At 44.2% G+C, this 14,097-nt stretch carries 9 protein-coding genes; 3 read left to right on the top strand and 6 right to left on the bottom strand.

Annotated features, from left to right (window positions below; translation table 11 throughout):
- Window positions 1-408 precede the first annotated feature (408 nt).
- The 6 genes from LWP20_RS10170 to LWP20_RS10145 all read right to left on the bottom strand — a co-directional run bounded on the left by LWP20_RS10170 (window position 409) and on the right by LWP20_RS10145 (window position 8,502).
- Complete coding sequence (locus LWP20_RS10170; protein ID WP_242928014.1) at window positions 409-1,692, bottom strand: M16 family metallopeptidase; 1,284 nt, start codon at window positions 1,690-1,692, stop codon at window positions 409-411.
- Window positions 1,693-1,720: 28 nt separating this feature from the next.
- Window positions 1,721-2,848, bottom strand: coding sequence for a type IX secretion system outer membrane channel protein PorV (gene porV / locus LWP20_RS10165; RefSeq protein ID WP_242928013.1), 1,128 nt, complete (start codon window positions 2,846-2,848; stop codon window positions 1,721-1,723).
- Window positions 2,849-2,901: 53 nt separating this feature from the next.
- Entirely contained in the window at window positions 2,902-6,771 is a 3,870-nt protein-coding gene (gene porU, locus LWP20_RS10160; protein ID WP_242928012.1) for a type IX secretion system sortase PorU, read from the bottom strand.
- A 123-nt stretch (window positions 6,772-6,894) separates the two neighbouring features.
- Window positions 6,895-7,146 (bottom strand): phosphoribosylformylglycinamidine synthase subunit PurS, encoded by a 252-nt coding sequence (gene purS, locus LWP20_RS10155; protein ID WP_242928011.1) that lies wholly within the window; start codon window positions 7,144-7,146, stop codon window positions 6,895-6,897.
- Entirely contained in the window at window positions 7,143-7,847 is a 705-nt protein-coding gene (gene pssA / locus LWP20_RS10150; protein WP_242928010.1) for a CDP-diacylglycerol--serine O-phosphatidyltransferase, read from the bottom strand. Before pssA ends, purS begins: the two co-directional genes overlap by 4 nt.
- A gap of 19 nt (window positions 7,848-7,866) precedes the next feature.
- The gene (locus LWP20_RS10145; protein WP_242928009.1) at window positions 7,867-8,502 is read right to left on the bottom strand and encodes an MBL fold metallo-hydrolase; all 636 of its coding nucleotides are present in this window, start codon (window positions 8,500-8,502) and stop codon (window positions 7,867-7,869) included.
- Between the two features lie 85 nt (window positions 8,503-8,587).
- Here LWP20_RS10145 and LWP20_RS10140 point away from each other — a divergent pair, with 85 nt between their 5' ends.
- From LWP20_RS10140 to LWP20_RS10130, 3 genes are read left to right on the top strand one after another with little or no spacing between them, the layout of a single operon-like run.
- On the top strand, window positions 8,588-9,673 hold the full coding sequence (locus LWP20_RS10140) for an NAD(P)/FAD-dependent oxidoreductase (RefSeq protein ID WP_242928008.1): 1,086 nt from the start codon (window positions 8,588-8,590) through the stop codon (window positions 9,671-9,673).
- Window positions 9,674-9,683: 10 nt separating this feature from the next.
- Window positions 9,684-12,884, top strand: a complete 3,201-nt coding sequence (locus tag LWP20_RS10135; protein ID WP_242928007.1) for a hypothetical protein — start codon at window positions 9,684-9,686, stop codon at window positions 12,882-12,884.
- 10 nt (window positions 12,885-12,894) lie between these two features.
- Window positions 12,895-14,046 carry a serine hydrolase domain-containing protein gene (locus tag LWP20_RS10130; protein WP_242928006.1) on the top strand — a complete coding sequence of 384 codons (1,152 nt, stop codon included), beginning with the start codon at window positions 12,895-12,897 and terminating at the stop codon, window positions 14,044-14,046.
- Window positions 14,047-14,097 lie beyond the last annotated feature (51 nt).

Here is a 14,097-nt window from a genome sequence, read left to right as displayed (position 1 = left end):
CGCCGATGGTACTGGAGTCACATCCGGGAGAGTAGGTAGCCGCCAACCCATCAACCAACACCCCTTGTTCTGCTTGAGCAAGGGGTGTTGCCGTTTATACCACCTGCTCATTGGGGCGTAGAAGGCAAAGCATCCCGCCACCTGCAATAGCCCAGGAGCAAGCCGGTCCAATACAAGCAGCACTGTTTATATATAGATCGAAAACCTGATCAACTCTAAGTTTATCAATCAGGTGTCACTTCATTTTTATAATAACTGAAAAGGGATGGTTTCTAATGTTGATTTAGTTTTATCAACTAAACGATGTTCTCAATTCTTCTTATGAATATAAAATGAGACAAATCATATAAACAGAAAGAGCCGCTTTTTATAAGCAGCTCTTTCTGTTTTAGTAAATTCTTGTTCTATCTATTTCTTTCCAGCAATAGCTGTACTAAGTTCTTCCAGCGAAAGATATTGTTGAGCTAAATTTTGAACTTCATTTTGATCAATTGTTCTTATAGTATGTAGCAAATTATTAAAATGATCACTACTTAAATTATTAAGTGTGATGTGTTTATACTTATCACATTGATCAAAAATAGTAGCGATATCATTAAGGAATTTTCCCAGCATGTAATTCTTCACCACATCAAGTTCATCTGTTGATACTGCTTCTTTTTGAAGCAACTCGATTTCCTTTCTTATTTCAGCCAGTGTATTTTCGGTTACTTCATAGTTTACATCTGTACCTATATAAAACAGTGTATCATGTTCTTTAGGAGACATGGCAGAATAAATACCATAAGTATAACCTTTATCCTCACGTATATTTCTCATCAGACGTGAACCAAAATAACCCCCTAGTATTTCGTTAACTACTGTTAGCTTAAGATAATCCGGATGCTGTATAGATGGGAAATGTTTACCTACTCTGATAGATGATTGTATGCTGTTTGGTAGATCTACAAAGTTATACTTAGCTTCTGAGTTAAGATTTATAGTTTTGTTTCCATTATCAATTATACTTTTATCAGTAAGCTGTAAGGCGTCAATTGATTGTTTAAGGTAGATATTGGATTCTGTATTCAAGTCTCCGCAAGCGAAGACTTCCATTCCTTGTGTACTTAATTGCTGTTTGTAAAAGCTTTTTAGTTCATCTAGGGAAATATTATTCAGCGCTGTTTCCTCGTATCCGAATACGTAAGGATGGTTTGCTCCATATATAAGCTTTGTGAAGCTATTAGTTGCTAAGTACGCATTCTTCTGACGTTGTACTTTTATATTCTGGATAGTACGTTGTTTTAGCAATTCGAACTCTCCTTCCGGGAAAGTTGGGTTTTGTAGTACATCCAAAACCAAAGGCAGCAGTTCCTTCAGATATTTAGAAAGGCAATAAAGTGTATACTCTACTCTATCGTAGCCATGGTTACTTTCAAAAGAAGCACCATAAAAAGCTACTTTATTTGCTATTTGCTTTGCTGTATAAGTAGTTGTGCCTTCTAAAAGCATTTTTGAGGTAAGATCAGAAATGCCTGTTGCTGGTTCGTACCACTTACCGGCTTTAAAAACAAAATCCAGCCTTATAACGGGCTGGGTTTTGTTTTCTATGATATGTAGTCTAGCTCCATTGCCAAGTTTTGTAACTTCTGCACTCGGAAGCGAGACGGCATCTATTTCGTATGTTGCTGGTGCTTTTTTTCTATCAAGCATTATGTATTATTATGTTATATGCTATTCTTTACTCCAGGTTTAGCCCAATGCTGAAACGGAAAGTTTGTGCAAGTGGGTTGCCGCTGTCGTTAGGCACCAAGTAAGCCACATCTACACCAAACTTCTGGTAACGAAGGCCTAATCCAAGTGACAGGAATTTTCTGTCCCCTTTTTCAGGGTTTTCATAAAAATAACCTACACGGGCAGCAAATAATTGGTTGTACCAATACTCCAGACCTCCACCCAAAGTTATTTCCTGTAACTCTTCGCTTGCGCCACCTTCAGCATCTCCAAAAGAGGTGAAGATACCGCTTACTACAGTTTGTGTACTATCGGCTCCCGGCGATGGAACAAGAAGTTTATTTGCATCTAACACAAATGTAAGCGCATTAAACTCATCCAGATTCATTGTAACGGCAGTACCAACCTTTAAGTTAGTTGGCAGAAAATCTTTTTGGTCAGCATTTGTATAAGCAATCTTACCACCAATGTTAGAGATGTTAGCACCCAAAGCCAGATTGATCTTATCGTTAATATCTGTCATGTAGTGCACGCCCACGTCAACAGCCGCTGTATTACCAGGCTTAGATTCGAAAGATGTGGTTGAGCCACCTACATTAACATTACCTGCAAGGTTAGAATGTATAAAGCGGGCTCCAATACCTAAACTCAGTTTTTCACTTAGCGCCTGACCGTATGCTAACGAGATAGCATATTCTTTTGGACTATAATCTTGTATAGGGTTGCGGTTCTCGTCAATAAACTGAATTTCTCCTAAATCAAAGTATAACAAAGAAGCTGAGATAGCAGACGTTTCGTTCAGTTTTTTATAGCCTGACAGGTAACTTAAAGACATGTCGTCTACGATGTTTCGCAGCCATGGCGAGTGCGAAAAGCTAATACCAACATCGTTCTTTACAAAGCCAAGTTTAGCGGGGTTCCAGAAAGGTGCGTTAGCATCGGGGCTAAGCGCAATACCAGCATCTCCTAGAGCAGCTCCCCTTGCATCTGGTGCAACAGTGAGTATAGGCACTGCAGTTGTTACAGCCTTTACTTCATTATCCTGACCAATAGGTGTTTGTGCAAATGCAAGTGGTGCCGAGGCAAAGGCCAGCATAAATGAGGCGGCCTTGTATAGTGTACTTCTTTTATACATACGTAGGGTGTTGATAGCTATATCAAATATAGAAATATATTATGAGGATTATACTAATTCAAAATTACAAGTTTCTCGAATTTAGAAACCTTGGCACCATCTTGATGAGAACGAACATTTACCTTATAAACGTATACACCGCGCGCAAGCATATCTTTATACTCGTCCCGGCCGTCCCAGGTTAATTCGGCAACGTGAGTTTTGCTGGAATAACTTGTTGTTTGTAAGGTCTTTATCAATTTTCCTGAAATTGTAAATATTTGAATCTGTATGTCTAAATCTTCGCCTGCCCTGTTATGGTCGAAATGGAAGGTTGTTTTAGACGAAAACGGATTCGGATGATTAACTAGGTGCTCTAACGCAATTTTGCTGTTGTTAGATACAAAAAACTCTATATATTCTTCAGTAGAATTATTGTAAGTATCCCAGGCTTTTAATTTAATAGTATGAGCGCCTTCTTTCACGTCTTTCAGAGCAAACTTTATAGTGCCGGATTGGTAATTGTCTACGTCAGAAGTATAATAGTCGTTTAGAAATATTTTGTTATCGCTATTTTCATCTAATATAGCCGAAAGCTCATGCCCGCTGCTTATGCCTGCGGTATTTATGCCATTCTCATCAAAGATCTTTGCCAGTAAAACAGGATTTTGACCGGTGTGCCCCCCTGATACGAAAGACTCGTCGTTCAGGTGTAGTTTTATTGTTGGGGGCGTGTTGTCAGTGCTGATATTATTGGCACTGCCGCCTATATGTATAGAATTATTTCCACCGGCAGCATCTGTTGTAGCATTGCTGGCATATAGGCTGATCTTACCGCTACCGTACTGATAGTTAATATCTTTAGGTACAACAAAATTTACCTGGAACAAGCCTTTAGAAACTGATGCCTGGCCATCATATAGTATGTTTTTACGCTGTTTTACTTGTTCTGGCGAAGCATTTTCATCTCCAAAGGTTGTGCTGACAGTTTGCTTTTCAAAAACTGTAATATGGAGCTTCCCGTCAAAGTTTTGAGCTATAGTACCATTTGCAGTAGCGATAATGCCTGTGAGTGTTACTTTTTCTAAGGCACGTAGAGTATCTGTTGTAATTTCCCTGCCATTCATGTGCGTTATTTTTGCCTGAAGTGCAGGGTAGGCCAGTTGTAACGATGGGTCGCTGAGGAGTGTGAAATTGCGATTGTTTACCCCCCGTGAGCCGCTGGTATTATCTGTGATGCTGTTATTTTTAGTCAATAATACAAGATCGCCTAAACGCGGCATCTGCCCATTTACAGACGTAAAAGCACCTTTAAAGAAATTGCGGTTAAGAACGCGGTTGCCACTGGAGTATACAGGTCGGGTAGTTGTAATAAGGCCTACCGCACCGCCTTCGGAATTAAGCAGAGCAGCCTCAGCGCCAGATGACCTTTCTGGGTCATCGTAACGGCCGAACTCACAGGTGGCTGTTAACATAAATGTTAGCCTGTCTTTATTACGCAAGTTGTTGATCTGCGGAATTGTTAGCAGTTGCTCTGATGCCCAGCTTATTTCATTGCCATGACCGGTATAATTAAGTATAAGCGACCCTTGCTGCACGGCATTTTCAATAGCAGCTACCGCCTCTGGAGAGCGCTGGCCATTGGCAACAGCTTCCTGCCTGAAAAGATCTAAGTATAGTTTGTTTGTATTAAATCTTGGCTGTTGTTGCTCTACATAGTTAGCCAGGTATTCAGCATCGTTTTGGTGCTCGTTAAAATCACCATCATCTGCTACAAATGAGAGTTGGTTACGCCACTCCCCGAAATGTGTTGGACTTTCGTAGGTGATGATCTTGTTTACAAGTGCGGCAGCTTCTGTAGCAGTTTTAGCCGGCAACCGGCCAATGCCTATGTCCAGCAGGTGGTCGCCGTTACTATTTTCTTCCCATTCGCCTTCCTCTTCATCCATAAAGCCATAATAATCTTCTGAAGAATAGCTGGTAATAGGGTGTAACGATTGCCGCGACTGGTAAACAGGAACGAAGTTAGTATTGTTAAAAAGCCTGTTTTTGTAATCGTAAGAAGTATCGCCGAAGAGTAGCAAGTATAATTTATTGCTGCCACTTTTGTTGCTGCGGTTATATACCAAACGCACGTAATCGCGGATGGCAGTTACATCTTGTGCTCCTGATGAGAACTCATTATAGATCTGGGTAGTAGTGGCTACCAGCACATTCATGTTGGTTTGCTTGCTTCGGTGGGCTGCCAGGCGATTAGCCTCCTGCAAAAACTTAGGGTGCGTTACGATCACAAAATCAACATCGGCAGTAAGATTATGGCTGTGCAGGTTCTGGTTAGCAACTTTGCCCAGAGGAGTAGGTTTTTGAGTTATGTTTTGCTGAAATACGACGAACTCGCGAAGTACAGAAGTGACAGCGCTAAAAGTTAGATCACTGCCAAGTATAGTTTGTTGCAGTACTGGTCGCAGCGGATCTGTTACATCCCAGACAATGGTATTAGCCGGAACATTTGAGACTTTAAAAGTAGAAACGGGTGCATTGAGGCTTACAATGCTGCGAAAGCTGGTTTGCTCTCCGAATAATTTAAGTTGACGCTCAAAGTTCAGTTGCAGGTAATTGAGGTAACCAATAGCGGTTGTACTGCCACCGGGAGCAAAGGCCAAAGAAGCTTTCAGGTCTGTAATATTGCCCAGGTCCTGTTGGTTTATAGTATACGTTTTAATGCTGTTAACGCCTTCAGGGTGATATTCGTAAGTGCCACGGCCGTTTATACTTTGCGTGCCCAGCAATTGGTTATTCAGCTTGAGTGTAAAAGTGGTTGCAGCCGGCGAGTTTGCCATAAGCGTAGCCGTTAACTTTACTTCAGAGCCAGCTACCACATCGCTCACCGGGAAAGTGATTTCACGATTTGGGGTAAAAGAGCTGAACTCTTCGCCATACCATTCGCGGCCTGAGTATACCATATTGCGCAGGTCTTTCTCATGAAAAAGCCTTTCGTTATAGGTGCTTATACTTTGCGATGGGTTTGCTGCCTGGCCTTTGCTGCTAATGCGTGCTCCTGAAGAAGTATAACCTACCCGCAAAAAGTAATAAGCCGAGTCGGAGTAAATATTATAGTTGTGTTTAAAAAGTTTTTGGTCGGCGTTATACGTCCAGGTGTGCGGGCCCTGAGCATAGAAAAGAACATAATCCGTGTCATCAAATTTACCGTCGGCTTCGCCCGATACCCAAATGGCGTTTTCCTGCAGGTCGCTGGGGCGGGGGGCGCTGTTAGCTTGTGGTAACATGCCGCCGCCATTGCCAAAAAGCTGAATTGTTTTGGGATCCAGGTTCTGCGTGTTTATGCCCAGCGCCAGCAGCGTAGCTTTGTCTATTCTATGGATACCCGAAGAAGTAACTCCCAGCTTGTACCAATTACCAGAACTCAGAACAGAATTAGTAAGGTCAGCAGCTTTTCGGGCAGTAGTGCTTTGTGTTGCGGTTGTTTGTGAAGTATAAGTATAACTGAAGCTTATGAGTTTCTCCAGTCTGCCGGTTTGCTTGTTTCTCCGGATCGGAAGTATCGTAACTATAGCAACAGGTACTTTATTTTCTGTGGCATTAACTATACTTATGGCTGGTTCCGGATGTATACTTTCAACATCAAAAAGTTTGGCATCGTCAGCTGAGAAGGGCTCGTAGCTGGTGCTGTTAAGTATAAAATTTTGTAAACGGAGGTTGGGAATGCTGATTTTATAGTATGGCAGCCGCTCCACATAATCGAGGCTGGCACCGCTAAAAGAGGGAATTTTACCGGGCATGTTCCCGTTGGGCAACACCATTTCATAGCCTTGCCAAGTTAGTTTTGTAAGCGCAGGTGCGGGTGCGTTCTGAGCTTTTACCTCGCCAGATAGCCAGCCTGAAAAAAGCAACAGGCACATGTATACGAAACTAAAAGGCCTCATATAAAACTAAGTTAGCGGGTAATAAAAACAAGGATGATGGCTGCGTGTTTATGTTACACAACAGCCATCATCCGAAGTATAAATTTTAACTGCCTGGCCAGTAAAGCGGTGCAGCAAGGTGTATTATTGTTGCTTCAGCTCGTAGCTGTAAGACTCCATTATAAGGTTAGCCAGTAGTTTGCTGCAGGCTTTTTCCACTTTCTCCTTCGCAATCTGCTCATTTTCTGCTTCCAGTTGCAGGCTAATGTGTTTGCCAATGCGCACGTCACCAACCTGGTCCAGGCCAAGGTGCTCTAAACCTAACAGCACCGCTTTACCTTGTGGGTCTAACAACTCCGGACGAGGCATTACATTGATTTCGGCAATAAATTTCATGAGTGAGATGTTTTTTTAACGATAGATAAAAGGATATACAACACGATGATTAGTGGTATCGCTGCGAATTTAACAAGGGCAAGTAAGATAACCGACATGCCCAGGAAAATAAAACGAACTTCGTTGTCTTTCCAGCGCAGACTTTTAAACTTAAGCGCAAATAGCGGCAGCTCAGCCACCAGCAGGTACGAAAGTATAATAGTAAGCGCTACCAGTAGATAAGGGTTCAGGATAAACTCGAAAGATAGCAACGACCCTCCGGCAAGTATAAGCGGCAACGAACCCACAAACAGCGAGCAGGCTGGCGTTGGCAAACCAATAAAAGAAGTAGTCTGGCGGGTATCAATGTTAAATTTAGCCAGGCGCAGTGCCGAGAAAATAGTTATCAGGAAACCGAAGAACGGAAGTATATCGGCAGGTATACCAGGTATAGATTCTCCGGATCTGCTTAGCAGGCTAAACATGATCGTGCCCGGCACCACGCCAAACGAAACCATATCTGCAAGCGAATCCAGTTGTTTTCCTATTTCGGAATAAGCGTTCAGCACACGGGCTACCATGCCATCCAGGAAATCAAATATAGCAGCAATCCCGATCAGGTAAGCCGAGTAAACAAGCTCTCCCTTAAAAGCGAAGTATAAAGCCAGGCAACCTGTAAATAAGTTCAGGCAGGTTATGGCATTGGGTATGTGTTTCTTCATGTAAAGGTTGGCGCAGTAATTAGCGCAAAAATGGATTATACTTTTTCTCGTAACCGATGGTGGTTTCGGGGCCATGGCCCGGGTAAACTGTTACCTCATCTGGCAACGTAAAAAGTTTTGTTTTTATACTTTGGATAAGCGTATCGAAATCGCCGCCGGGTAAATCGGTACGGCCTATACTTTGCTGGAACAGCACATCGCCTCCAATGCAGATTTTCTTCAGCTCGTTGTAAAATACCACATGGCCCGGCGCATGGCCCGGTGCAAAAATCACCTGCAGCTCTGTATTGCCAAACTTTATGGTATCACCTTCTTTCAGGTAAGCCTCCGGAAGTATTTCCTGGTACATCGGAAAGCCATACACAGGCGCATAGGCCGGAACAGAACGTAGCGTCTGCAGGTCATCTTTATGTATTTCCAGTGGCACGTTGTAAGTATCGGCTACAAATTTATTGCCCAGCACATGGTCTATGTGGCAGTGCGTGTTCAGCAGTCTTACTACTTTCAGGTTATTTTGCTCGATGTAGTTTTTGAGCTGTTGCTGCTCATGCTTTTCGTAGCAACCTGGGTCTATTACCACGCACTCTTTGGTGTCGTCGTAGAGCAGGTAAGTGTTTTCCTGAAACTGGTTAAAGGTAAGGCAGGTAACCTTCATAATTTATACTTTTAAAGTGCAGGCTAACCCACAAAATCGGCATCTAAGTTACAAATTTAAGGCATACTTGTCGTAAATTGCCCACATGATTTACGATTTTATAGTTGTTGGCCACGGCCTGGCTGGTGCCATTTTAGCAGAAACCTTACGAAGTCGCGGCAAGAACGTACTAGTGATAGATGAGCCAAAAGAGAACTCGGCGTCGCGGGTAGCGGCTGGTCTGTTAAATCCGGTTGCCGGTAAGCGTTTTGCCAAATCGTGGCTCGTGGATACATTTATACCTGCTGCCGATGCCTTTTACGATGCGCTGGAAGCACGTTATGGGCAGCAACTGTTTTTCCATAAACCTATCTATAAAATCTTTTCAAGTATAGAAGAGCAGAACACCTGGATGGCCAAAAGCGCCGGAGGCAACTGGGATGCGTATATTTCAGCAACCTATACGCAAAGTATAAACCAGCCAGGCATAGATGATCCGTTTGGCGGGATTATGATAGAGAAAGGTGGCTTTCTGCATGTATATGCTATGCTCGATCTGCTGACCGAAGACCTGCTGAAGCGACACCTGATGCTACCGGAGCGGTTTGAGATAAGTGAGCTGCAACTGACAGAAAGTGGTGTGAAGTATAAAAGTATAGAAGCGAAGCATCTTGTTTTTTGCGAAGGTTACCAGATAGTAAATAACCCATACTTTGCGTGGCTGCCCTTGCAACCTACCAAAGGCGAGGTGCTAGAAGTACAGACCGAACAGAATTTCAGCCCCGAATGCATCTATAACAAAGCCGTTTACGTTGTTCCGGAAGGAGGAGGTCGCTTTATAATAGGAGCTACCTACGACTGGCGAAATCCTGATGAAGAAATAACGGAGCAGGGAAAAGAAGAGCTGGCAGAGCGGTTCCGGCAAATTACCACGCAGGAGTTTACGGTTACCGGGCACTGGGCAGGTATACGGCCCGCCGTCCGCGACCGCAGACCTTTGGCGGGCACGCACCCAAACTATAAGCAACTGAGTGTGTTTAACGGTATGGGTTCTAAAGGTGTATTAATGGCGCCTTACCTGTCGCAGCACTTTGCAGATGCACTTGCCGGCGAAACAGAATTGCTTCCGGAAGTACACATTTCGAGATATTTTTCGTTATATTACAACTATATAAAACACCAAACCCCATAACCCTGAGCGCATGCGTTTTAATACAAGGTTATTGTTGCTATTTCTACTCTGTGTGTGCAGTAGCAGCGCTTTAGTAGCGCAGCCCAACCGCGATGTTTTTGGAAAGAGCCGTATCCAATACAAGAACTTCGACTGGAAGCTATATAGTACCCAAAACTTTAACCTGTACTTCTATAAAGGCGGCGACCCTACGGCACAGCACGCAGCTGAGTACGCCGAACGCGAACTAAAGCGCATTACCAGCCTTATCGGGTATTATCCTTATTCTAAAATAACGCTTATACTTTATAACTCTGCCACCGATTTAAAGCAGAGCAACATTGGCCTCGATAACGACCAGTTCCAGACCGGGGGAGAAACACTATTCCTGAAGAACAAAATTGAGCTTGCTTTCGATGGTACCCAAACCGATTTTAAACGCGACCTGAGTTACCAGCTTACAGAACTACTGCTGAACGATATGATGTATGGCGGTAGTTTAAAGGAAGCATTACAGAGTAGCTACCTGCTTCGTTTGCCCGATTGGTTTGTGAGCGGCGTAGCAGCTTATACTGCCGAAGGATGGAGCATGCGTATGGATAATTACGTGCGCGATATGATGCTAAAAGATCCGAGTATCAGAAATGAGCAGCTTTTTTTGCGTAACCAGGAGCTAACCGGCCAGACCATCTGGAACTACATTGCCGAGCGCTACGGCTATACTTCTATCCAGAATATCCTGAACCTGACACGCATAACCCGCGATGTGGAAGTAGGTGTAACAAGCAGCCTTAACATCCCTTACAAGCGTTTTCTGCAGGATTGGCGCAACTACTATGTGCAGATAAACCAACGTTCCGATAACCCGTTGGTGAACTTGCCAGCCGATAATAAGCTTTTCAGCAAGAATAAACGCAACCTGCGCTACACAGAGCCAGTGTTTAACCCTGCCGGTACTTTGCTGGCATATGCCGAAAACGACCGCGGTGGCTACCGCATTATTGTGCAGGATGTACGCAGTAAGCGCAGCCACATTGTCTGGAAGAATGGTTACAAAACCCAGGACCAGCATGTAGATTATAAGCTACCGGTGCTGGCATGGCGCTCAAACTCGCAGCTTGGCTTTATAGAAGCACGGCGTGGCAAAATGACCTTGCGCCAGGTAGCTGCCAACGATCGCAAGTCGTTTATTCCATACTATGACGATATAATGAAGCCAGCCGCCACGCTCGAAGATTTTTCGCAGGTGCGCGACATGAGCTATTCTGCAGACGGGCAAAGTATAGTTGTGAGCGCGGTACGCGATGGGCAGAGCGACCTGTATGTGCTGCGTAGCAACGGGCGTAGCTTAGAGCAGATAACCGATGATATTTACGACGACATTAATCCGGTTTTCCTGAGAAATGGCAGCATTGCGTTTAGCTCTAACCGCTGGATAGATACAACCGGCCTTACGCCAAAGGCTGATTTCCAGAGCGTGGTAAACAATTACGACATCTTTTTGCTGACAAGAGAAGGCAAACAGGCTAACTTCAGGCAACTAACAAACTCTATAGCCAGCGAATTACGCCCACGGCCTACAGCTGATGATAACCTGGCATATATAGGCGAGCAAAACGGTATCAGAAGTTTATACTTGCTTGATGTTGCTTCTGGCTCGAGCAAACCGCTTACGAACTTCCTGCAAAGTATAGACGATTTCGATTACAGCAGCGACAAAAGTACGCTGGCCATAGTTGCCAATGATGGTGCCCGAAACTTTGTATACCTGGTACCAAACTATACAGCAACCTCACTGGACAGCCTGCCAAAAACATCGCGGCAGATTATTCTGGAAGCAAGGGCACGCACTCCGGTTACTGCCCCCGGGCCTACACGCAAACTCCTCGAAAACGACCCTAAAAAGCAAAACCCAGCCAGGAAAGAAGGCGAAGTAAATATTGAGAATTACGAATTCGGAACCGATCAGCCGCAGGAGCAAGCTAAAACAACAGAAGTTAAAAAACCTGTTACTTCTGTAAAACGCTCCAGCACATCCGATGGCACCCAGTTACTGGGCCCTATGGATTACGACCTGCGGTTTAGCGTGCAGGAAATTGTTTCATCCGTCTACTCCGATCCACAGCTTGGGTTTGGTATAGTGGCAGGTGTAAACATGAGCGATCTTTTTGAAAATCATCACATCAGGGGCAATGCCTTCCTGCGCACCGACCTGGAGACAAGCCGTTTCTTTGCCGAGTACATGAACCTGAAAAACCGTTTCGATATTGGCATGCAATACGAGCGCGATGTGATTGTAACGCAGGTAGAAGAAACAGGTGCCGTGCTGCGTTTTGGGAAGCATGAATTTTCGCCAACGCTGGTTTATCCGCTAAGCCACAGCACCAGCATCCGGATGAAGCCTAAATTTGTGAACACCCGCTTTACTTTCGTTAATAGTTTTGCCACGCCTGACAGCGTAAATAATTTTGGCGGCGGCAACGTGGAGGTGGTATATGATAACACGGTAGCAACGGGTGTAAACATGCTCGAAGGCACCCGTATGAAAGCTGGTATACTTGCCTTGAAAGGCTTCGGCAATTCGGATGTTAACTTCAATAAGTTTTACCTGGATTTGCGGCATTACCAGAAACTGCACCGCCAGATAATTTTGGCCACGCGCCTGAGTTATGGGTCGTTCTTCGGTAATTCGCCTAAGCGCTTCCTTATCGGGGGTATGGATAACTGGCTTTTTGCTTCGGATGATGATGCAACAGATGAGAACGATATTGTTGTAAGGGCGCCTGCCGATCTGTTTTACCTGCAATATGCCACACCGCTACGCGGCTTTAACTATAACACCCGCAACGGCAGCAAATACCTGTTGGCAAATGCAGAACTGCGCATTCCTATTGTGCAGTATATTTACAACGGGCCTATTCCATCGGGCTTCTTCCGTAACCTGCAGCTTACTGCCTTCGGCGATGCGGGTTCGGCTTATAATGGTGCTAACCCGTTCACAGGCAATAACTCTATCAATACGCGCGTAGTTGGTGGCCGCACAAGCCCAACGCAGGCCGATCCGTTTGAAGTTACCGTTATCAATTACCGCAACCCGTTCCTGCTGGGCTATGGTTTTGGTGCACGCACTACTTTGTTTGGAGTGTATGGTAAACTGGATGTTGCCTGGGGCGAAGAAGATTATAAGAGCAATGGCCCTAAATTTTACGTAACACTCGGTTACGATTTTTAAGCAACTGCCCATGAACCGAAGAGCAAAACGCTTTGGGCTTGGCACGGTGTTGCTGTTAGGTCTTCTGGCTGCATGGCTGCACATGGCTGATAAAAACTATGTGTACAAAGCCATTTACCACAATTTTGCCGATATAGATGATCACCTGATTTTTCAGCAGCGCAAAATAAAAGCGCCAGCAAAACCTGTTGCCTGGGCTGTTGCCAAAAACTATAATAAAGTAAAGTTACCGCCTGAATTAGCAAAGCTGCACGAGAAATTAGAATCGGTGGCATTTCTGGTGGTGCACAAAGATTCTATCCTTTATGAGCAGTACTGGGATGGCTATTCTGAAAAATCAAAGAGTAACTCTTTCTCGATGGCTAAAAGTATAGTAAGTATACTTGTAGGCGTGGCTTTGGAGGAAGGTGCCATTAAAAGTATAGAGCAGCCTGTTGCTGATTTTCTTCCGGATTTTAAAAAAGGAGCGAAAGCAAAGATCAGATTAAAGCACCTGCTCTGGATGAGCTCCGGCCTGAACTGGGACGAATCTTACATGAACCCGCTTTCTGTAACTACTGAGGCCTACTATGGCTCCGATCTGAAAAAAGTGATCAAGAGCCTGGAGGCAGTAGATGAACCCGGTAAAAAATTCAGCTATAAAAGTGGTGATACGCAGATACTGGGGTTTGTGCTGGAGGCCGCTACCGGCAAACACCTGAGCGACTATGCCGAAGAAAAATTATGGAAACGCATTGGCGCAGACCACAACGCAGAATGGAGCGTTGACCATCCGGGAGGTAACGAAAAAGCCTACTGCTGTTTTTTTAGTAACGCCCGCGATTTTGCCCGCATCGGTAAATTATACTTACATAATGGCATCTGGAATGGCGACACTATAGTGGATCCGGCTTATGTAAAAGCATCTTTAACACCAAGCGGTTTGCCAGATGCTCTGACCGGTGAGAAAACAGATTTTTATGGTTACCAGTGGTGGCTGCTCCCTAACTATAAAGGACAAAGTGTTTTTTATGCGCGTGGTATACTTGGGCAGTATATTATTGTTATGCCTGAAAAAGAAATTATTATAGTACGCTTGGGCAAACAACGCGGCGAACGAATTAACAACCACCCAAGCGAAGTGCTGACAATGATTGATGCAGTGAATGAGGTAGTGAAGTAGTAGTATATATGTTTTAAGAATTGTATATTTAGTTTATACTATATAATTTAA

The organism is Pontibacter vulgaris (assembly GCF_022758145.1).
GTDB lineage: Bacteria > Bacteroidota > Bacteroidia > Cytophagales > Hymenobacteraceae > Pontibacter > Pontibacter vulgaris.
Note: the sequence above shows the minus strand (reverse complement) of the source record. Positions and strands in the feature narration are given on the sequence as shown.